The sequence below is a fragment of the Telluribacter sp. genome (genome assembly GCF_035998675.1).
Classification (GTDB): domain Bacteria; phylum Bacteroidota; class Bacteroidia; order Cytophagales; family Spirosomataceae; genus Telluribacter.
This window is the reverse complement of the sequence record NZ_DASYHI010000020.1, coordinates 1,094,016-1,116,185: the sequence shown is the minus strand read 5'-3', so window position 1 is coordinate 1,116,185 and position 22,170 is coordinate 1,094,016. Positions and strand designations below refer to the sequence as shown.

The 22,170-nt window shown below is 47.4% G+C and carries 16 protein-coding genes; 4 read left to right on the top strand and 12 right to left on the bottom strand.

Annotated features, from left to right (window positions below):
* Nucleotides 1–216: 216 nt before the first annotated feature.
* From VGN67_RS18785 to VGN67_RS18775, 3 genes are all read right to left on the bottom strand, one after another.
* A complete protein-coding gene (locus tag VGN67_RS18785) occupies nucleotides 217–1,626 on the bottom strand; it encodes a Gfo/Idh/MocA family oxidoreductase (protein WP_327488401.1) in 1,410 nt (469 codons plus the stop codon).
* An 86-nt stretch (nucleotides 1,627–1,712) separates the two neighbouring features.
* The gene (locus VGN67_RS18780) at nucleotides 1,713–2,213 is read right to left on the bottom strand and encodes a DUF3368 domain-containing protein (protein ID WP_327488400.1); all 501 of its coding nucleotides are present in this window, start codon (nucleotides 2,211–2,213) and stop codon (nucleotides 1,713–1,715) included.
* Nucleotides 2,214–2,474, bottom strand: a complete 261-nt coding sequence (locus VGN67_RS18775) for a UPF0175 family protein (protein WP_327488399.1) — start codon at nucleotides 2,472–2,474, stop codon at nucleotides 2,214–2,216.
* A 294-nt stretch (nucleotides 2,475–2,768) separates the two neighbouring features.
* On the opposite strand from VGN67_RS18775, the gene VGN67_RS18770 reads away from it, so the two are divergent.
* Nucleotides 2,769–6,146, top strand: a complete 3,378-nt coding sequence (locus VGN67_RS18770) for a class I SAM-dependent DNA methyltransferase (RefSeq protein WP_327488398.1) — start codon at nucleotides 2,769–2,771, stop codon at nucleotides 6,144–6,146.
* Nucleotides 6,147–6,210: 64 nt separating this feature from the next.
* Here VGN67_RS18770 and VGN67_RS18765 read toward each other — a convergent pair whose 3' ends face one another.
* Entirely contained in the window at nucleotides 6,211–7,755 is a 1,545-nt protein-coding gene (locus VGN67_RS18765; protein ID WP_327488396.1) for a sulfatase-like hydrolase/transferase, read from the bottom strand.
* 219 nt (nucleotides 7,756–7,974) lie between these two features.
* On the opposite strand from VGN67_RS18765, the gene VGN67_RS18760 reads away from it, so the two are divergent.
* Nucleotides 7,975–8,955 carry an SMP-30/gluconolactonase/LRE family protein gene (locus VGN67_RS18760; protein WP_327488395.1) on the top strand — a complete coding sequence of 327 codons (981 nt, stop codon included), beginning with the start codon at nucleotides 7,975–7,977 and terminating at the stop codon, nucleotides 8,953–8,955.
* A 103-nt stretch (nucleotides 8,956–9,058) separates the two neighbouring features.
* Here the strand turns inward: VGN67_RS18760 and VGN67_RS18755 are convergent, their stop codons facing one another.
* The 8 genes from VGN67_RS18755 to VGN67_RS18720 all read right to left on the bottom strand — a co-directional run bounded on the left by VGN67_RS18755 (nucleotide 9,059) and on the right by VGN67_RS18720 (nucleotide 21,331).
* Nucleotides 9,059–9,625 (bottom strand): 2'-5' RNA ligase family protein, encoded by a 567-nt coding sequence (locus VGN67_RS18755; protein ID WP_327488394.1) that lies wholly within the window; start codon nucleotides 9,623–9,625, stop codon nucleotides 9,059–9,061.
* A gap of 193 nt (nucleotides 9,626–9,818) precedes the next feature.
* Nucleotides 9,819–11,033 (bottom strand): DUF1343 domain-containing protein, encoded by a 1,215-nt coding sequence (locus VGN67_RS18750; RefSeq protein ID WP_327488393.1) that lies wholly within the window; start codon nucleotides 11,031–11,033, stop codon nucleotides 9,819–9,821.
* A 732-nt stretch (nucleotides 11,034–11,765) separates the two neighbouring features.
* Nucleotides 11,766–13,064 carry a nucleoside hydrolase-like domain-containing protein gene (locus VGN67_RS18745; protein ID WP_327488392.1) on the bottom strand — a complete coding sequence of 433 codons (1,299 nt, stop codon included), beginning with the start codon at nucleotides 13,062–13,064 and terminating at the stop codon, nucleotides 11,766–11,768.
* Between the two features lie 270 nt (nucleotides 13,065–13,334).
* Complete coding sequence (locus tag VGN67_RS18740) at nucleotides 13,335–16,487, bottom strand: AAA family ATPase (protein WP_327488391.1); 3,153 nt, start codon at nucleotides 16,485–16,487, stop codon at nucleotides 13,335–13,337.
* Nucleotides 16,450–17,025 (bottom strand): ABC-three component system middle component 1, encoded by a 576-nt coding sequence (locus VGN67_RS18735; RefSeq protein ID WP_327488390.1) that lies wholly within the window; start codon nucleotides 17,023–17,025, stop codon nucleotides 16,450–16,452. Before VGN67_RS18735 ends, VGN67_RS18740 begins: the two co-directional genes overlap by 38 nt.
* Nucleotides 17,000–18,343 carry an ABC-three component system protein gene (locus tag VGN67_RS18730; RefSeq protein WP_327488389.1) on the bottom strand — a complete coding sequence of 448 codons (1,344 nt, stop codon included), beginning with the start codon at nucleotides 18,341–18,343 and terminating at the stop codon, nucleotides 17,000–17,002. The genes VGN67_RS18735 and VGN67_RS18730 overlap by 26 nt, the downstream gene beginning before the upstream one ends.
* Entirely contained in the window at nucleotides 18,333–19,337 is a 1,005-nt protein-coding gene (locus VGN67_RS18725) for a ComEC/Rec2 family competence protein (protein ID WP_327488388.1), read from the bottom strand. Before VGN67_RS18725 ends, VGN67_RS18730 begins: the two co-directional genes overlap by 11 nt.
* 341 nt (nucleotides 19,338–19,678) lie before the next feature.
* Complete coding sequence (locus VGN67_RS18720; protein ID WP_327488387.1) at nucleotides 19,679–21,331, bottom strand: DUF4038 domain-containing protein; 1,653 nt, start codon at nucleotides 21,329–21,331, stop codon at nucleotides 19,679–19,681.
* 155 nt (nucleotides 21,332–21,486) lie between these two features.
* Between VGN67_RS18720 and VGN67_RS18715 the strand changes: the two genes are divergently transcribed.
* Nucleotides 21,487–21,744, top strand: coding sequence for a DUF6364 family protein (locus VGN67_RS18715; RefSeq protein ID WP_327488386.1), 258 nt, complete (start codon nucleotides 21,487–21,489; stop codon nucleotides 21,742–21,744).
* Complete coding sequence (locus tag VGN67_RS18710; protein ID WP_327488385.1) at nucleotides 21,741–22,166, top strand: PIN domain-containing protein; 426 nt, start codon at nucleotides 21,741–21,743, stop codon at nucleotides 22,164–22,166. The genes VGN67_RS18715 and VGN67_RS18710 overlap by 4 nt, the downstream gene beginning before the upstream one ends.
* The last annotated feature ends 4 nt before the right edge of the window (nucleotides 22,167–22,170 follow it).

The window sequence follows — 22,170 nt, the reverse complement described above, 5'->3', positions numbered from 1 at the left end:
CGTCATAGGAAGCAGGACATAAAAACTCTTGTCGAATAGAGTTGATTGCTAAGGTACGCCTGAACAATGAATTGTCTACGAATGGCAGGAACGGCCTAGTGATTATTCGTCTGTGCATACCCGGTACTGGGGGAAATCAATCAAATAAAAAAGTCACCCCAGCTACTACTTTCGTACCAGATCCGGGGTGACTTTTTATGCTTTTACCCCATGCCGTTATAGCAAATAGTACTGCTCCCAGCCTTTCCGCGGGGCGGCTCCTGCGAGCAGGAAATTGGCCAGGGGATGGTTGGTGATCCGCTTGGTTTTCCGGTCAAACTCGAGCCGGGTATTGAGTCGCTGGGCCAGTACGCCCAGGGCGAATACCTGGCTCAGCGGCCCGGCTATGGCAAACGACGACCGGGCCTTTTCCTCGCCTTTGCAGGCTTTAAGGAAATTGGCGAAGTGGTTGGAGGGGCTCGCTGGCACCACGGGTAGCTTCGAGGCCATATCTTTGGCTTTGTCCTCCGGAATAATGGATAAAGTACTTCCGTGCGAACCTCCCTTAAAGGTCAGGTCTTTGCTATAAATGATCTTGCCCGGGTTCAATTTGGCCGGTTGCATTTGTCCGTTGCTGGGCGGGGGAATGTTGGGGTCCAGTTCGGAAACGCCGTAACCCTTAGGCACGGCCGGAATATTGTTCAGGCCATCCTTCCAGGTAATCTCCACCGGTGGCATACTACCCCGTTTCGGAAATTTAAAGGAGAGCGTAGTGGACATCGGGAAGAAAAACGGATTATGCCCGTCCAGCATTACGGGGGTTATTTCGTTGGGTAAGCCCAGGTCCAGAAACTCATGGGCGGTATCGATGATATGCGCGCCCCAGTCGCCCAGTGTCCCCATCCCGAAGTCGTACCAGCAGCGCCACTGTCCGTTCACAAAGTCTTTCTGGTAGTCGTGGTTCTGAGCGGTCATCAGCCAGGTATCCCAATCCAGTGACTTTGGTATGGGTTCGCCTTTGGGAAAACTCGTCATTTTTGGGTCCCAGTCGTGCCAGCGGCGGCGGCTGTTCATGTGGGCGGTAATGGCTGTTACATCCTTAATAATGCCGGCATCCTTCCAGGCTTTGAACTGAAAATAGTTGGCCTCCGAATGCCCCTGATTTCCCATCTGCGTGGCTACCTTGTATTTTTCGGCACCCTTCATCATCAGCTCCACCTCCTGGAAAGTCCGGGCCATGGGTTTTTCCACGTACACGTGTTTACCCAGCGACATGGCCAGCATGGTAATGGGGAAGTGGGCAAAGTCAGGCACCCCTACACTTACGGCATCAATCTGGCTACCCATTTTATCGAACATCACGCGGAAGTCCTGAAAACGGGGTACATCCGGCAACATCTTCAGTACATCAAGGGTTTGCGGCGCGCCCATGTCCACATCACAGAAAGCCACGATGTTGGCCAGCCCCGTGGCGTGCAGTGCTTTGGTAATTTCGGCTCCTCTGTTCCCGATTCCGATACACGCCAGATTTACTTTATCGCTGGGAGCCACGTGGCCCAGCGATTTTCCGATCACTCTGGACGGAACCACCGTTACCCCAGCGGCTGCTCCCAGAGCGCCCAGTTTTACAAAGTTTCTTCTATTCATATTGTATTAATTTTCCACTTTTGATCTATTGACGACAAAAAGTACCTTCTGCCCCCAAAGGGCTCGGAAATGGTCGATACACCGTGTTATACCTCGTTTTCTATTTCTTCTTCATTATGCTTCTTCAAAATAGCATTCAACAATTTCAGGGAGTAAAATCTGTTGCTTTTTATGAAAGACTTGAATAGTGGTTTCAATTCCGCAATCATTCCCTTTTCTCTTGCAGTGGAGAGAATTCCTATGGTTCCTATACATTGTATATTGAAATTTTCAGCAATGGCTCTTGCTTTTTTATCATCAATTAACAAGAAATCAGCATTCAGCTCTTTATATAAAATCACTGATTCTGATTCACCATAATCCATTACAAACGTAAGCTCATTGAATGATGATATCAACTTAACCTTGCCCTCAAAATAAACCGCAATTCTCTGATAATGGTCCGTAGTCTTATCTTTTGTCAGTTCTTCCCAAACGGCATTGGGAATAAAGATGGTATCAAACAAGGCATCCAGAATCTCTAATTTGTCGATGATAGCTAATGAGAATATTGGTCCCGAATCTGCAATGACTAATCCGTTTTTCATTTATTTTAGCTTTTCAATGTCCCCCAGGATGTCTTCCAAATCCAAAGTAGAAATTGGGATTTTGCTCTCTGAAAGAAAGGACTCAAACTGAAACCGTGACATTTCGGCGATCTGTGCAGCTTTTCCGATAGTAACTTTTTGTTGGACGTAAAGTTGAGTAGCTAAGGAAACTTTTATCCGTTTCTTAAGCTCATTTTCCGATTCATTTAAAGTCAAAAGAATATCGGAAGGCAGGTCGATGTTTATTGTCTGTAAAGTCATAGTCTACTTTTTTCTATATGAATACGTCGTACAGGCACTGGTAGTTTTTTCATCAGGCATTCGATCCTTGAAAACAACAGTAGCAGCGTTTATACTTCCAAATATACGGATAACTACCCATCATTAGCAGGGCTTTCTGATAAAACCAAAACCCGCCCGCGCCTCCATCGGCGGGCATACCCAGTACCTATTTTCTATCAAAATGGACAATAGGATGAATCGCACCTGAAAATTCAATAGATTTTGGTTAGATTTAAAAATTCCCTGTTCACTGCCATTAAGTAGACTCTACCTGTGAATTTTACTGACTTTGAAAACCGCTGGAAAACCGCCGGCGGCGCCGAACGCGCCAACTATGGCCTTTTTTTACAGGATCTTTGTGACCTGATAGGGGTACCCCACCCGGACCCCACTACCGACAACCCCGCTAATGATGCCTACGTACTGGAGCGGGCGGTAGAGTTTGTAAATGGGTCCAGGAAGAGTATCGGACGTATAGACCTTTACAAACGGGGCTGCTTTATATTGGAAACCAAGCAGGGACGGTCCACGGGCGATACCCCCGACCAGCAAAAGGCGGCTGACCGGGCCGAACTGGGGCTTGACCCCGAAAAACGCCGCAAAGGCCACGCCGTACGGGGCACCGTCAAATGGGAGCAAATGATGCAGGCGGCGCGTCAGCAGGCGCTGGGGTACGTACGCGCCCTGCCCGCCACCGAACCCCGGCCGGTGTTTGTGCTGGTGGCCGACGTGGGCTATTGTATTGACCTGTACACCAACTTCACCGGCGTGGGTGACACCTACGTACCGTTTCCGGACCAGACCCGCTACCGCCTCTCCCTGAACAGCCTGGCCGGGGAGGAAACGCGAAACCTCCTGCGGCAGATATTTACGGACCCCCGCGAACTGGACCCCAGTCGTCGGTCGGCCCGGGTTACGCGGGAGCTGGCGGGCTACCTCGCCAACTTGTCGGCCCAACTGGAGCGGGCGGGACACGCGCCTGACCTGGTAGCCCAGTTTCTGATGCGCTGCCTGTTTACCATGTTTGCTGAGGATGTAGGGCTCATTCCCGAAAAATCATTTCTGGGACTATTGCAGAAGTACGCGGGCGACGACCTGCGTGAGTACCTGCCCGATGCCCTGCAGAGCCTGTGGCATACCATGGATGCCGGAGGCTTTTCGCCCGACCTGAAAGCCCGCCTGCGGCGGTTCAACGGAAAGCTGTTTCACGATGCCACGGCCCTGCCCCTGACTGCCGACCAGATAGAGCTGCTGCTGGAAGCCGCCAAAGCCGACTGGACTACCGTAGAGCCCGCCATATTTGGCACCCTGCTGGAACGCGCCCTCGACCCCCGCGAGCGCCACAAGCTGGGTGCCCACTATACCCCGCGCCGCTACGTGGAGCGACTGGTACTACCTACTGTGCTGGAGCCGCTGCGTCAGGAATGGGCCGCCGCCCAGGCCGCCGCGGCCCGCCTTCTGGACGAAGATAAACCCAAAAAAGCCCGGGACGAGCTGGTACGCTTCCTGAACCGCCTTACCTCCATCCGGATTCTGGACCCGGCCTGCGGCTCGGGTAACTTCCTGTACGTAACGCTCGAACACCTCAAACGGCTGGAAGGTGAAGTCTTGGCGGCCATCAACAGCTACGGACAAACGGCCGTGTTAGACCTGGGCGGTGGTACTACCGTAAGCCCGCGCCAGCTGCTGGGACTGGAACTGAACCCCCGCGCCGCGGCCATTGCCGACGTGGTACTTAAGATAGGGTACCTGCAGTGGCACCTGCGTACCAACGGAGCCAGCGAACTGCGCGAACCCCTGCTCGACGAGTACGAGAACATCCGGCAGCAGGACGCGGTACTTACCTATGACGAAGGGTTTCTGAATGCTAAACCGACCGAATGGCCGAAAGCAGATTTTATTATTGGTAATCCGCCCTTTGTTGGAGATAAGGCTATGAGGGGCGCATTGGGTGACGCCTACGTGGAAGCTTTACGGAAAACGTATAAAAATGTGGTACCTGAATCGGCTGATTTGGTTATGTACTGGTGGGAAAAAGCGGCTGAAATTGTCCGACAGGGAAAAGCCGAAACGTTTGGCTTTATTACGACCAATTCAATCACGCAAACCTTCAATCGACGCCTCATTCAACGTCATCTGGAGGCGGAACCTCCCTTGTCTCTCACCTTTGCCATTCCTGACCACCCGTGGGTAGACAGCGCTCAGGGGGCGGCAGTACGAATTGCCATGAGTGTAGCGCGGGCGGGTACACACACAGGAACTTTGGCAACGGTTACTCACGAGGTGGCAACAAACGACGATGATGCATACGAAGTAGAGCTTGCTGAAAGGGGCGGAACTATCAACACAGATTTTACGGTCGGAGCCGATGTTGCCGGAACTTATGCGCTCAAAGCCAACATGGGAATTACCAGCAATGGTATGATGCTGGCTGGTTCTGGATTTATCGTGACATTAGAAGAAGCCAGAAAACTTGGCCTGGGTACTAATCCAAAAATTGATGCCCGCATCCGCCCTTATCGCAACGGAAAGGACTTAACTTCCCGGCCCCGTGGCGTATTCCTGATTGATTTATTTGGGTTAAATGAAACCCAAGTCATAACAGGATTTCCTGAATTATACCAGCACGTTTATACATACGTAAAGCCAGAGCGAGACCAAAATAACCGCAAGAAACTGAAAGAAATATGGTGGGAATTTGGAGAAACAAGAAAAGGTCTGCGAAGCGCTATACAATGTCTTTCCCGTTACATAGCTACACCAGAAACGGCTAAGCATCGTTTGTTCCAGTTCCTGGACACGGATATTACTCCTGACCATATGCTGGTGGCTATTGCTTTGGACGATGCACAATATTTAGGAATACTTTCAAGCAGCTTTCATGTCGTTTGGGCCTTGGCAACAGGAGGGGATTTGGGGGGTAACACTCCAAGATATAATAGCTCCCGTTGTTTCCAAACCTTCCCCTTTCCCGACGCCACCCCGGAGCAGCAGGAGCGCATCCGGCAACTGGCTGAGCAACTGGACCTCCACCGCAAACGCCAGCATGCGCAGTACCCCACGCTGACGCTCACCGACCTGTACAACGTGGTAGAAAAGCTGAAAACCGGGGAGCCCCTTACCGCCAAAGAACAAACTACCCACCAGCAGGGCCTGGCCTCGGTAGTACTCAGCCTGCACCAGCAACTGGACGCCGCCGTGGCCGAAGCCTACGGCTGGCCCACCGACCTGCCCGAAGCCGAGGTACTTAACCGCCTCGTGCGCCTCAACCACGAGCGCGCCCGCGAAGAACTGGCGGGGCACATCAGGTACCTGCGTCCGGACTACCAGGCCCCCAAAGTACCAGGGCAGCCGCAACTGGGACTGGAACTCGCTACGGCAACTACAAAGCCCGCCGGTGCAACAGGTGCCGCCGCACCGGGTGCCACTACACCAGCCGGAATTACCGGGCCTATGGAATGGCCGAAGGAACTGGCCCAGCAGATGCAGGCCATCCGGGACGTGGTACAGCAGGCAGGTCAGCCGCTGAGTATAGAGCAGGTAGCCAAACGCTTCCAGCGTACCAAAGCCGACAAAGTACATCCGCTCCTGGACACCCTGGCGGCGCTGTCGCTGCTCCGGCAAACCGAAGAGGGCGCGTATGTAGGGTAATAAAACTACCCACTTCCATGCGGCCTGCTAAGAGAGGCTCCTACTTTCCGGTTTAGTACTGTACCTAACGCTCATTAAAGTACTTCTCCACTACTTCCTTAGGCTGCCATTGATCAGGCTTGCGCTCAATGGTGCGGTAGTCCCAGCTGAGCGGAAGTACCGCAGCGGCGGTCAGAGGGAGGTGATCCCCGTATAGCTGCTGCTGGGTTTGCATTACTTCCAGCATCTTCTGCACCCGCCGGGCGTGCTCCGGCTTCCGGGCCAGGTTCACCAGCTCGTAGGGGTCGTTCTGCAGGTCAAAGAGCAGGGTATGGTCCACGGCCGGGTACCGGATTAGTTTGTAGCGCTCATCCCGCACCGACCGCTGGAAGTCCATGTAGGCGTTCAGGATGTAGGGCCGGACTGACTGCGCCTTGCCCTGAATAATGGGCAGCAGCGTTTTTCCGTCAATACCCGTAGGCTGGCTAACACCTGCGTACTGGCATAGTGTCGGGAACAGGTCGAAGAGGTAGGCAAATGCCTCTGTTTTTTTATTCTTCGGGATGCCCTTGCCAGCCAGGATCAGGGGTACGTGCATGGAGTGTTCGTACACGCTCTGCTTGCCCAGCAGGCCGTGGCTTCCCAATGCCAGCCCATTGTCCGATGTAAATACAATGAGGGTATTCTTATCAAGGCCCTTTTCGCGCAGCTTCCGGATTAGTCGGCCCACGGAGCGGTCCAGGTGGGTGATAAGCGCGTAGTACTCGGCAGTCTGCGCGCGGATCACCTCCGGCGTCCGCGGAAAGGGAGCCAGCAGTTCGTCCCGAATGCTCATGGAATTACCAAAGCTGAACGGATGCAACGACATGAAATTGGGCGGCAACGGTACTTCCTGCTCATTGTATAGGGCCAGGTCGGCGGGCAGTGGTGAGCGCGGGTCGTGGGGTACGCTGTACGGGACGTAGGCAAAAAAGGGCTTGCGGCCATCATGTTGGTCCAGGAACTCCAATGCTGTGTCGGTAAAAATATCCGTCGAAAAGCCCTTTTTGACGGGTTCTGTGAAGGCACCATCGGGTTTAAGATCGCGGAGAGTTACCTCAAAGTGGTTGGCCATACCACCCAGCAGCAGATTACGGGCCTGGTCAAAACTCCTGCCTATGACTTCCGGTTCGTTGTGCCACTTACCGGTCAGGAAGGTAGTGTAGCCGTTCTGCCGGAGGTGAATCGGCAGCGTATGCACGCCTTTGAGTTTGTCTTTCACCCGAAAGTAGCTTTGTCCGCTCATGAGCATGGCCCGGCTTGGGGCGCAGACCGCGCCGTGGTGCCCTCCCAGTATATAAGCATTGGTAAAGAGCGTTCCGGCTCTGGCCAGACTATCCAACACGGGTGTCTTGACGTACCCATTCCCGTAGCAGCCCAGCGCGTCGGCCCGCAGGTCATCGGCAAAGATGAACAGGATGTTGGGACGGGTGGATTGGGCAAAAGTTAAGCTGGAAACCCCAGGCAGGAGGTGCAGCAGGCCGTAGAAGATGAGGCAGAACGGACTAAGTGGACGTTGCAGACGCAGCGCCCGGAGGGTCGCGATGCCCTTGCAAACCGGACGGGAAAGAAACTGGACGTACTTTTTCATCAAAAGGGAAAATTGGCTTCGGAATGAGATGTATACTCTAAAAGTCATTTTGCAGCCGATTCTAGTCTAGTTCAAAAGATTATTTGGACCGCCGTTTATAGATGGGATTTTTTTTTCCGATGGAAGACATTACCCAACGAGCTGCGGGAGTCTTATACAATCGGCCCGGTATGATCCTTTTATGGATCAAAACTTTTAATGATTAAAATAATGATTGCAATGAAGAAAAAATTTATTTCCGGTACGCTGTTCGTAGCGGCAGTATGTGGTGTAACGGCCTGTGAAGACCATCGCGACAGCCCGAACGCGGCCTTTCCTGAACGCATTGAATTTGTGGCGGAGCGGCAGTACCCCGAGGGGATTGCCTACTCGTCTCAATTGGATCGCTTTATCATTACTTCTCTTACCCAGGGTAAACTGGGTACCGTAAGCCCCAGTGGTCAGTATCAGGACCTGCTGTCGGTACCTGAGCTGATCAGTGGAGTGGGGGTGAAGGTAGCCAATGGCCGCATTTTCGTAGCCAACAGCGACAACGGAGTTTCCACCAAAAGCAGCCCCCAAACGGTTCGGAAAACGGCCGAATTGCTGGTGTTCGATCTCAGCACCCGCAAGCTGGAAAGGCGGGTAGACCTGGATGACCTACTACCGGGTGTGAACCATTTTGCCAATGACCTGGCCCTTGACCCCAACGGTAAGGTATACGTAACGGATTCATTTTCTCCGGTGATATACCAGGTAACCGCCGACGGACAGGCCAGCGTACTGGTACGCGATGAGGCCCGCTTTTCAAGTCCGACCTTTGGCCTGAATGGTATCGTGTACCACCCCAACGGGTACCTGATCGTGGCCAATACGGGAGCCGGAAAGCTGTACAAAGTAGACCTCAACAACGGCAACGCTGTAACGGAAGTAGGAGGCATCAGCAGCCTGCCGGGCGACGGCCTCACACTCGTAGGTACTACCGACCTGTACGTGGTGACGGGCAGCGGCAGCCGTGTGGCACTGGTCCGGAGCAACGACAACTTCTCGACCGCCTCGGTAGTCCGAACGGACGAAACGGGCTACTCCATGGCCACCACCAGTACCTACGTGAACGAGGAAATTTTTACGCTCAACGCGCGCATCGGGGAGATTGGCGCGGCCATGGGCGACCCTTCCAAACTACAATCCGATACGTATAGCATTCAGCAATTCAGATAGTACATAACTACCCTGGTTCTTTCCCAGGCGAACATCAGGAAGGCAGTTCTGTACACGATAGTACGGAACTGCCTTTCTTAATTTTAGGTAAGAAATAGAATCGCTATCCTCCTAATTCAGCATTAAAAATAACTTCCCACCGCTGCCCGTTATGCTTCAAAAGAGTAAGAGCGTTGACGGTGAATTCTCTTTCGTAAGGCAGTTGGGAGAAGTAAGCCCAGGCATCCCGGAATACCTGGCGCTGCAGGTCCTTGAAGGCCACGGTCATGTGGGCGTGAAAAGGGCGGTCGTCGGGTTGGACATTCAATTGCTGATAAAATACCTCCGCCGTCACCCGCTGGCAGCGCCGCAGTGCCTCATCTATTACCACATCCACAAAAATCACTCTATTCCGCGCGGCGGACCGCCCAAAGTGATCAAATCCCTGAAGCTGTACCGGGAAGGGCGCTAGCCGGGAAGCAGCTACCGACATCGTTTCGGGCAGGGTAGTGGCTTCTTCGTTCGACAACTTAAACGGGGGGATGATCGTAATGTGCGGAGGTGATTTTAAGGCGTGTCGGCTGCTGAACTGCTCCGCCGCTATTTGTTTGAACTCCGTCACTTCCTGCTGAATCCGTTCATCCGGCAGGAGGGCCACAAAAAAGAGAGCTTGGTTGGCAGGTACAGGCATGGCTCGGGCAGGTTGATTCAACTGGTAAGACTATCCCTCCTCCAACAGAGGGTACTTTACCAACCATTGCAGGAGCCGGGATGTTGCCATAATGGATTTTCGGACGGGGGAGAAAGCCGTAATCAGCCACCGCCATCGCCGCTTTATTCACTCATCAGTAACATGTTGGGTCGGGTTCAGCCGCGGACAAGCATCAAGGGTAAAGGAGGTACTTTTTTCGCATTACTTTATAGTCGCTTAGGCCAGGTTCCCAACTTTGGCGGATTTCATTTTCGGATTTGCCATCTATAATCTGCTGCCTGATCTGGGCAGATCCGATAAGTCGTTCAATCACCCCCATTTCTTTACTCAGACTGGAGTCAAAAAACTTTTCTTTGTGGGGAGAAGCTTTGTAGAGCTCCATCAGCCATTGCAGATTAATCAGTTTCTTTTTTCTCAGTTGCTCAACATCAAACTTTCGCAAATCAAGGCCGTAACAAACCTGATTCATAAAAAGCGGCGTTTCGGCCATGCCCTTGATGCTGGTCGGGGTGAAAGAGAATTCATATTTACCTTTCAACTCCGGACTCCCAAGTACCGTAAACGGGAAATATGTACCACGGCCGTGGTTAAGGTAAGTGCCCTCAAACAGGCAGGTAGACGGATACAACATGACTGCCTGTTGGGTATTTAAATTGGGCGACGGACTTACCGGCAAATCATACGGCATATCGTGGTTGTAGTTAGCCACTTCAATGATTTTTAGCTTGCACTTTACTTTATTGGTCAGCCAGCCTTCCCCATTAGCCATCTGAGCAAATTCACCAACCGTTAATCCATGGGACATAGGTAGCGGAAACATGCCAATACCCGATTTAAATTGCATATCGAGTATGGGGCCATCAATCAGATATCCATTAGGATTGGGTCTGTCAAGAATGAGTAGTTCCTTGCCGTATTCATGACACGCCTCCATCAAGCGGGACAAGGCATTGATATTGGTGTAAAATCGGCAGCCTACATCCTGAAGGTCATAAATCAGCAGGTCTACATCAGCAAGATCCTCTTTTGTAGGTTTGTTTTTCCTGCCGTATAATGATACGATAGGGATACCCGTAGCCTGATCGGCTTCATCAGCTATGGCTGTTCCGGCACTGGCATTGCCGCGAAAGCCATGTTCCGGACCAAACACCTTTACAATAGTAACGCCCAGTCTATGAAGGCTATCCACCAGATGAGTCTTCCCAATAATGGAAGTTTGATTAGCAAGAATTGCTACCTTTTTGCCTTTCAAGTAAGGCACGTACATATCCGTTTGTTCTGCACCGGTTCTTAACTGATCTTTTTCGGTAGCCACAACGGAAGTAGATGGACTTTTGCCTTGTATGCAAAAGCTCAGTACAGCAATAAGGGAAAGGAGAAGTTTCATGACTATATTTCTGGGGTTTGTGAATAATTCGATTAGCTCGTTGTGCCGCAGCATCGTGTGGCCGCTGGCGGTAAAACTAGGCTCTTAAGGTACCTACGAGAAGTACCCCAGGCCTCCGGCCATTTCATGGGGCAATTTGAGAAATTTATCGGTTTAGCCGAACCTCTTATATACATTTGTCATTTATTATAAAAGATTTTTTCGCTCCATTTTAGCGAATCCGGAAAAGGGAGACTGTATTTAGCGAAATCGGACCAAAACATCAATATACTGTTTTTGGACGGATCTTCTGAAGAAAGAATAACAGGAAAGGCCCTGCCTTCTACGTGCTTCCATTTGTCCTCTGTAAAATGGACAAAATAGCGTTGGTATTTATAATCGCGATAGTCTTTAAAAATCTGGCCCTGGTAAGAGTACTGGTAGTGGAACCTTATAAAAAGTATCGAGGCCCTGGACTTGTGTACTTTTTCGATATTAACTATTGTTGCCGTATCGTAGGTCTGATTTTTAATTATTTCTTTCTTCTCACGGATTCTCTTGATGCTCACATACAGCGATGGTAAGGTCATTATTACAAATCCCCACACCGCAAAAAACATAGCTCACTCAAATTCTGATTTCGATTCTTTAGGAACGCCTTCCATCATATCTTTTGCAGCTTTTAGTGAGTCGGGATTCAGGATCTACTTCATGACTGGCTACTTGAATACTGTCAACCCAAGGTGTTGGTCTTTACTTATTCTTCCTTAGCCAGTCCCAACGTTTTGCCCAATCCAGTAAAGCATCATTTTTCCATTTCAGGATTGTTTTTCCTCCCTGTATCTTTCCATCGTACAGGTCTGGGTCGGATTTATCCGTATACCAGTTATCTCCCAGTTTATAATCAGTTGTATGCTTTTTGCCGGGCCAGTAGTTGTCAACTACAATGGTCCCCTCATGCCCGTCGAGTTCAGAGATAAGAGAAGTGAATCTATATTTTAGTGTTTCAGCTTTTTTAGGTATATATCTGAGGGCATAGTCTCCGTTGCCACGATAGTATCCTGGCCACTTTTGCACTGTCTTCTCATAAGGGACCTCCATCCAAAAGCAAACTGAATCTGCCGGGATGTCCATTTCAGGACCTTTGAAATGAAATTCAAGAATAGAACAAAAAGCTACCGTATCCTCTAAACTTGTTGTTCCATTAATAACAATACGGGGGCTGTGATTGAACTTCTCAAAACTTCCACCCCAACTTTCCCGCGTGGGATCATCAGGATTTCCATCCATCATATAAAGAAGGGAAGGCGTATCTCCCATTTTGATTTCACCCTTGTAGTAATTTTTAAAGTCTTTTCCCAAGTACCCAGCTCCACTTATATATCGATCATAATAATCTGAACCTTCTATTCTATCCAGGGCATCATTATTAGAAAAGAATCCGTAGTAGCTTGAATTGACTTCAATGAACCAGAGTCCTGGGAAGTTCTCAGCGATATAGGCGTAACTATTCGCACTCCACTTTTTGTTGGGGCCTCCGATCCAATACACTTTTATCCTGCTCTGAATTCCGGGTTCATCATGTAGTGCCTGTGCCAAATCATCCAAACCACCCCAAACTAATATCCAAAGTGGTTGTGGACTTTCCTTTTTTGCACATTTAATAATCCACTCCGAGCCTTCGGTGGCCTCCATGTACCCTTTGTATGGTGCTCCTCCCAGTCTGCCTTGTTTTGTTATTGAACGCAGGTAGTCGGGTGCCGCCAGACCTTTGTTATGCTTCCGGAGTTGTGGCAAATCTTTTTCGTACAGACTAATCATACGTAAGATCTCTCCTTTACTCCCTGTACCGTAGGAAGGGGACGAAACAAGACCCTCCATCGTAAACTGATTGCTATACATCAGCAAATGGGCCATGGATTGATTGTCATCAGGGTCAGTGCCACCTATATCTGTACTTATTAGTATTCTTGGCTTAACAGGTACAGGGCTTTGCGCTCTGGTTATGGTTGTTAGAAAGCAAAGTGCAATAACCAGGATTGATTTATTCATTTTAGTATTTCATCGAATCAGAACAAATATGCTATTATAAGCCTCTGAATTGCAGACGACATATCTGTGTACGCACCCTGTTTGGTTGGTGGTAGTAAATTATCTGGTAACCGTATTTATTTTCTTTGTATTAAAATAGCTTCTGCTAGGGCTTATGCTTTGTTATGTCGATACAATTGATGCACTAACAAACCTGTAATCACCTTTGAATTTACCACTACCAAAATTTGCTTTACATTTTCTGTATTGCCTCTTTCTGTTATAATTATTTTATCTTTTAACTTTGCCAAACGTTTCTAATTCAATAAATTTTGACTTAAATAAGCCAGGTGGAAGCTTCTTCTGTAGGAGTTGATGAAAGTTCTCATCATGAGTAGACAGAATAATTTGCTTTTTGCTATTAACCACGATACTTCTTAGTAAGTCGATAGTAGAAAGCACATTTATACTATCCATAGATTGAATAGGATCATCAATGAAAATACAATCTACTGGATTTTCTTTTTCATCACATGCATTCAGTGCTTTTGCTAGGAATATGCTTAGGCTAAGAATGTTTAATTGTGCTGTGCTGAAATAAAGATTAGGAATTAGGAAACGATCCTGATCTTTATTGGTGACACTCACATTCAGTTGTGGCTTATCGTCAGTGAAATCGCAAATGAATTTAATCTGTTTGTACTCAGGGTGGGGATCCATCTTCCGATAGATATCATTGATCAGGTCTTCATAAAAGAAAGATTTAATCTGCTCATCAATGAATGATGACACTTTTTTCTTTTCTACTTCTAGTTCAGGCTTTACTTTTAATTTGAGTAGCTTAATACGTTTGCGGATCTCTATGTCAGTTTGTTTGGCTCTTTCAAATTTTAAATAAGGTAGCACATTTTCTTTTAACTGCAGCAACAAGGAATAATGCTCATTCAGTTTATCTTGGATGGTGGTGTTTTCCTTTATTTTAAAACGTCTTTCATTTAACATTTTTTCTATTTGCTTACGTGAAGCACCGCTCACTTGTATACTCAGCTTCGACTCGACGAATTGTTCAAAAGAAACCAGCTCCCGTTGTAATATTTTTTTTTGGGATTGGATGGCCTGCAATTGCTCTTCACAACTTTTTTGGTCATTGTTTTTTAAATTACTTTCAATAGCTGCTTGTCGCTGATGTAAGACATTTACCTCTTCTTGATGACTGAGTAGTTTGCTTTCCAAATTAACTAATCTTTGTTCGTATAACTTTTCTGAAAAAGACTGAGTTTCAAACCATTTTTGATGAAAAAGTAATACCTGATTATATGTACTGTCAGCCGCAAGAGTCGTTAACGTTTCCTTCCGCATTAATAGGTGTTTGGTCAGCAATTCGAGCTGCTCCGAATCCTGGTCGATTTCCTTGGATAGTTTTGACTGCTCTGCATACATTGATTCGATTACTTTTTTGTTTACTTCCAATTCATACTGCAGCTTTTCTTTGTATGTTTCCGGATCGCTGCTTCCAAAATAGGTCTGTATCTTTAGCGACTCTTCTGAAAGAAGCTTAAGTCTATCTTCTAGCATTAACTCCTGCAGCATCTGATTGGCTAAAGTTTCCTCTGCTTCTCGCCAGGGTATATCAAGTTGTGTAAGATGGCCAGAAATGGTATCGATCAACCCAGATAAGCACTCTTTTTTATTTATTCTTATTGCTAGAAGGCTTGTCTCTACAACTGCCTTTTGTTGTAGGTAAGACATAAGTTGACTTGGAAGTACCTTATTGTTGGACAGGGTTCTTGCCAACGCATCATAACTTTCAAAGGCATAGGTACACAGAGGACAGGATGATGCTCGGGTGCTATGAATTATCTCAATTCCTTTTGCAATGAATTGTTCTAAATCTGAAATAAGGCTGTTTTGTCTCTGAATAAGTTCATCCAGTGATAAAATTTCTTGAGCCAGATCTTCTTCTGAAGTCTCGATCTGGTGGATCTCTGCTACTGGATCTTGGTATGATGCCAAGATCTCAGGTGATAGCTCAGTCAGCTGTTCGTTCTGCAATTGACTGAGCGCTATTTGCAAAGTTGTCCTTTCCTTTGCTAAACGATTCACCTCTTCCTTTACGAGTTCAATGTCCGCCTGGATAACTTCCTTTTTCTTTAACAGATCAGTAGTGTTAATTTTGAGTTTTATCATAATCTCCTCCTTTAAGGGAAGATCATTAATTTTCTGTGTAAGATCTTGAAGCTGTTTTAGTTGGTTTGCTATTTTTACTTGTATGTCTGTGTCTTCCAATCTCAATACAGCCAGTTTCTCTTCCAGTTGTTTGATTATTAGATTGTTTTCAGCTTGTTGCTTTTCATTGAGTTGAATCTGCCGAACAACTTCGCTGTACAGTGGGAAAGATGCCATCAGTCTTGTAAGCTCATCTCTTGCCTTTAACGTTAGCTTTGTCTTTTCGTTGACAACAGCGACTGCTTGTTGTACTTCCTGCTTTTGCTTAAAGTCTTTCAACAGATCAGCCATCAATTCCTCTGTTTTTTCCAGTTCCTCCAATAGCTGCTTTAATTGAAAGTATTTATCGATATTTGGTGTGCTGTTATCACCGATGAAAGCCGTTTCAATGAAAGAAATGCTCTGCTCATCACGTTGCATAGAAAAGTTGGCTTCGTTTTGCTTTTCTGATATAATATTTGTAAAATGAAGCAAGTCTTTTTCAGTTGGGCTGCCTTCCAGTAGTGGCAAGTTCACTCCTAGCTGATTGGCTTTGCTAATCTGCTCATTGATCTTGGTGAGGATCTCAGTATCGCCATCAAATGTCAGTTCTAGTTGAAGGCCTTTTAGCTGCTCCTGTAAACTTGTAATGGTGTTTTCGTTTGTTCTCAAAAGTGAGATAAGATCACGGTAATACTGGTCGAGTTCCATATCACCGAAATAATCAATGAAGGTGCGGTACCGATCACTGCCGTTATCTTCTTTTAAAAATGCATCGATCCATTCCTGTGATAAAATCACCTGTTGAAAATATGATCGAACTGTCTCTTTTTCCTTGAATTTATAATCTATGCTACCCTTCCGTTTTATTTCGATCTTGTTTTCGATGGGAGAGTCCGATGCGGTGGTGTACAGCCTAACAAATCCTTCTAGGTCAGTGGCATCCCTATTTTTAAGGATATATTGCTGCTCAAGTTCATTAATATTTTTTTCGGATTTTGCGACTTCTAAGTTAAACTTGTGTTTGCGCAGAAAGCGGTGGATATTTTTAGTGTAGCCCCATTCAACAGCATCGTAGAAAGAGGTTTTTCCAAAGCCGTTGGGGGCATAGATTGAAACGAAATCCGCATACTCATTTGGTGTTAGCTCAAAATCGAAGGTGCCATCCGCTACATGTGCATAAGCCCTGAATGCCTGAATCTCAACTTTTTTGAATTTCATTGATAAAATGTGTTTCAATGGTTTTTAGTATCTGTACCGATACATCATCTATCTTTTTCTTATTTCCGGTACGAGGAACAGTAGCAATGGCCTGCGCCAGTAATTCGTTTTTTCCGAAACCGGCTCTTGATGATTTCATGTTGACCTTTGGTAGTGTGAAGAGAACATTCCGGTTAGTGATATGCTCGTCAATTATATCCTTGATGTCAGGAGGTGTAAGTGTACCCTTAAAATTATCAATAACAATCTTACGGCTGGATATAGGATCATTTTCAATCCTGAATTTCAAGCCACGGTTAACTAGCGTGTCGACAAGATAAAACAGGTAGAAGTTCCAGCGTTCAAACTCAGACTCAATCTTGGACTGGTAGTGAAAGGCAATGGCATTAGACAAAGATTGCCATTCTTCTTCTAGTACCTGCGATGTGGAACACTGCAGGAAAAAGGAATGAATGGTACCTTGGTATTCTGTATGCTCAATATGACATTGCACATTCGGAAAAGTTTGCCGAATAAATGCATGAAGGCTATCAGTCAGTTTTGAATAATTGCTCATACTCGTTTTTTAGTTTTGCCAATAGCTCTATGTCGTTGTTGATGTCTCGGTATTCTAGGTATTTTTTGGAAATGGTTTTATTCTTAAAGTAGTCAAGGTGTACAAATCGAAATTTATCAAAAGGGTAACTAATGCCGTCATCTATTTTCAGCTTTGATCTATCAGTTTGTCTCTTAACTTGGGTGATCAGCGGAATACCATATGGAAGTTCATATCCATCATTGTGTGGCGGGTTCGGTGTCCCAATGACTACCAGCCCATTTTCGCGGAGTCCGCGGAAATCAGAATAAAGAATGTTTTGTAGTTCCCCCGACCAATCACCCTCAGTATTGGAAAATAGCATTCGAAAGGAATTGAAAACTTCTTCCAGCTCTTCACTACTGTGCACTTTTTCCTTGGCAATGTTGAGGATGATAAGGAATTCAAGCCAAGCGATCCAAATATTTCTAGTTTGAAGTACTTCCTGTGGTTGTTGGTTGATTAATAACTTGATGTTGAAAAACTCTTTTATAAAATAGGGTGTTGTCTTACTCTGGACAATCTGAACTGTTCTGGTCTTTAAGTACTCAATAGCATAAGCCACGTCATCTGTATACAAGCCGGCCTGCAAGTTAAATACATAGTCCTTCAGATAAGAAAAACACCGCATGTAGGGAGCACAGAGAGTTGTCAGTTCACTAGAGTATAGTAGGATAATTTCATCAAAGCTGCATAACGGAGAAAATAAAATATTTCCTAACTGCTCGTTTCCGGGAACCATCCGGTTCTGTACACCTGCTAGCAACAGATATTTTCCTTTTATTTTGAGGATGCCCCCACCAGACTGTCCTTTGATTTCCTCGTGATTTGGTGCTCCCTCCACCCGAGCCTCCCTAAATTCACCTTTCTGTTCCTTGATTACCACGTCTTCATTGTTGCGGTACCATTCAGGAATAGGCGTGGAGGTATTGCGGCGGATATAAGGATAGCCTGACAGAAAGTAACCTTTACGATCTGTCAACACGTCATCGGCCCTAATGAGATAGTCAAGCCCATCTTGCTTTTCAATCTTAAGGATGGCAATGTCTTTATCTGGATGCGGAAAATAGTTAACGCCTTTATGTAAAGTGCCAAATGATATTTTGTGTAATTCAGGTCCTCCTTCTCCCAAACGACTACGGCTGATGAGGATCTCTTTTGTGGTGAGTTCCCCGGCTTCAATAAAAATATGTTTGGCGGTTAATACATAAGAACATTGCTCCTCTGTCATTGGTTGAAACAGACAGCCGCTGCCGGTGTGCACACAAACAATGTATTCCTGTAGTTGGTCAATGGTCATATGTAAACTCTTCGTTTTGACAGGACAAAGGACGGAAATCCGGAAAGTCTTGGTAATCCTGCTCGGTAAAGACCTTTGAAATTACCTGTGAATAGTTAAAATAGAGCGTTGCTTTCGGGTAATGGCTAATCAGTCGAGCCAATAACTGTTTATCTGGATGATTGTGGACATCTCCATTGGTACTGATGACAAAAGTATTTGATTCAATCATATCGAACATAGCGGTACTGCTATTAGCTTTGCTTCCATGGTGGGATAGTTTGACTAGCGCTGCCTGCACCGGTTTTTCTTTTGAAAAGCCCAAATTCTTGAGCGATTCAACTACTATCGATGGATGAGCATCAGCCAAGAAAAGACAATCTGTATTTTGGTAGCGCAACAAAAAAGCAATCGAAGATCCATTGTGCGGTGCAGTATCTTCGGTAAAGAGGTCACTTTCTATAAGTGCTTTCAACGTATGATGGTAATCATCAGTACCACCTCCAGTATCAGTTGAGGGGGTTTCCCTATCCCATTTTCTTCGCAGACTTTGCAATTTTTCCTCATTGGGTGAAAGTATATAAAAGGTTATACCCTGCGCTTCTTTTTTATCGCCTGCTATAATCAACTGTCTTTTCCATATGCCGTATTTAGTGATATAATTCTCAAATACAACGCCTTGCCTAATACTGGTGTCCGGGTTGGATGGATCGGTCACTTCTAATTTGATTAAGTTTTCTTCTACCTCAGACTCATTAAAATATTCATTGATGAGTCGTCCGGAGTTGAACCATACGCTGCCAATCAGTAGATGTGCCTCTTGGTCCTTGCCCAACCATTTCAAGATTCCACCAATGTGATCATCATCTACATGAGTCAAGATCAACAGGTCAATCTTTTCTCCCCTTTCCTTGATGGTAGCAATGAGCAGCTTTAATTCTCCGTCTTCCCACCGTTGCTTGGCATTCTTGAACTCATACGCACGAGAAGTGCCACCATCTATGAGAATATTCATATATGCTTCATGTACTTTGAAGCGTATATGAATACAGTCCCCATTGCGAGCCTGAAGAAATTTTATAGTCATAAGATAACAAAATGATTGAAATAGATCGCAGCTTAGTAATGCCGCCAGTAAAAGTCTGTGATTAAGGAGAATCAATCCCACCTCGAGAGAATGCCAAGCGTAATATGCGATAGTAAGTTATGATGTTTTTCTTGCCTGATAGCTGTTTGGATTATAATCATACCACCAAGTTTCAAAAAATACCATTAGCTAATACCATAAAGGTTATAATTTTATCAAACGGTACTTGCGGAGTCACTGAAGAAGGTTATATAGTTTATCTGCTAAATTTATTTTTTTAGCACCAGAACCCAGTCCTCACCACCCGCCGGAGGAGTAGCGGTAAGTACTCCCTTACTGGTCTGTACCTTACCCGCCGTAGTCTGATTACTCACCGGATTGAACCATTGCGCACTGTAGGTAGTGTTGGAGGGGTTATAGAGTTGAATAGGGGTAGACGTAGGCAGGTAGGCGACGAGGGTGTTGCCGTCGTCGGTGCGGGATACCGATACGAAGTGGTTGGCCTGCTTGTCTCCGGGCTGGGCTACCAGCAGGTCGGGGGCGGGTTTGAGGTTCCACCATTCCAATTGCTTCATGAACCGGGCCAGGTACCCTACCTGTAGGCTGCCGGGTAGCTTGATGCTCTCGTCCCAGCGGCTCATGCCTTCGCCTTTGCTGGCGTGGTTCAGGATATCCTCGCCTTTGCGCAGCCAGGGCCAGAGACCGTAGGCGCCGTAGGTAATTCCGGCGGTGGGGGCGTTGAGGATACTCCAGTAGCTGGCATTCCGGATATCAATGGCTTTGATGTTCGGGCTGGTTTCTTCGTAGACCGGCTCCATGTTTATGAGTGCACGGGCCGGCAGTTTGTCCCACATACGGGCTACGGGGCCTTTAGTCATAAAATTTACGGCCCGGTCTGAGCGGTTATGACCCGACTGGTAGCCTACAATATCCAGCCAGGGTTCGTTGGCGTAGACCTCGCCGATCCAGGAGCCGCCGCCGGGGTGCTGGGCTACTACGCCCGGCGGTCGGGCGTTCCCGTGCTCATCGCCGAACACGCCGCGCCCGATGCTTTTCCAGCGCTGCTCGTACTGGTCGGTATACTTGCCGTCGCCACCCAGAATCCAGATCACCTGATTGCCGCCGTAGCGAGCCACCATGTAGCGGGCCAGCAGAATGGCCTCTTCCTCGGGCAGGTAGTAGCCGGGGCTCAGTTCGCGACCCTGAAAAGTTGGCAGCGCCCACAGCAACACCGGTGCCGCCACCAAGCCGTATTCGTTGATCTTGTCCACCTTGCCGTCGAGGTGCTGGAAGAAGGAAGGGTTGATTTTAATCTTGCCACTACCCTCGATGGCCACTTCACCACGGCTGTTCTTGTCGCCGCCGCGCCACTGGGTGGTCACAAACTGGATGACACTGTAGCCGTTCTGCGCGCGCTGGGCCAAGTAGGTATCCCACTCGGCTTCGGTGGATTTGAGTGTACCGTTCCAGGCGGTGCAGGCAGTCCAGAAAAAGGGGGTACCGTCGGCGTGGGTGAGGTGATAGCTGCCGCGGGGCCGTATGATGCTTCCGTGCTGGTAAATGTCGTGCTTGCTCGTATTGGCGCTTACCTGAAAGGTACCCTTCTGACGGTGCAGTCCGGTGTTGGTGGTATCGGAGCAGAGGGTTTCCCAGGTCCAGCTACCGGTTTCGTCGGGGGCTATACGTACCTTCCAGTTGCGGACCCCATCCCAGAAACCATTGATATTTTTGGTGCGGCCGCTGGGGGAGGTGAAGCGCACGCTGAAGTTCTTGACGTTATAAATGGGGTTTTCGTAGTCTTTGCTGCTGGTGAACCCCTGTTCGTAACGGGTCCAGACGGGAGTCTGGGCGAAGGCGGTGGACACACAGCCGATAACGGCCACGAAAAATAAAAGTACTAACTGGATAGATGGAGTCTTCATCAGAGCAAAAATCAAAGGGCTTGGTAGGGAAATGCTTTTGTAACTGAAAGACGATTTTCAACTAAACTACCCTACGACATTGTCCATAATTTCGACCGGAACTCCTTTGATTATACGTACAGTATTTTTATATTTGTACGTATAATAAGAAGATTATGACCACCAAACTTACCCTAAAACTGGATAAAGAGGTAATTGAAAAAGCTAAGGCTTACGCCGAAGCGCACCAAAAAAGCCTGTCTAAACTGATTGAGGGCTATTTACAGCTCCTGGTAACGCAGGAGGAAGCCGAAGCAAAGGATGAAGTACCTCTTTCTCCTTTTGTGAAAAACTTATGTACCGGTGTACAACTACCAGCTGACCTGGATACAAAAAAGACTTATGGCGATTACCTAGCAGAGAAATACAAATGACTATCTCCCGGTTATTTTTGGATACCAACGTAGTGCTGGATTTGCTGGGTGAGCGCCCCCCCTTTTACCACACAGTGGCTCAACTGGCCTCGCTTGCAGATTACGGAAAAGTTACTCTGGTCGTTTCGTCCTTGTCTTTCGCTACGGTCAATTATTTCCTGACGAAATTTGAAGGAACGGAGATAGCCAGGGAGAAGCTCCGAAAATTTAGAATTCTATCCGAAGTGGCGGCGGTTGATGAGTCGGCGGTGGATAAAGCCCTGCTGTCAGATTTTACTGATTTTGAAGATGCCATTCAATACTACGCTGCCCTGCAATCAGCCTGCGGCCTCATCATCACCCGAAACCAAAAAGATTTCAGGAAAGCACAGCTTCCGGTTATGACAGCGGAGGAATACCTGCGGACGTTAGTCAGCTCATGAAGGT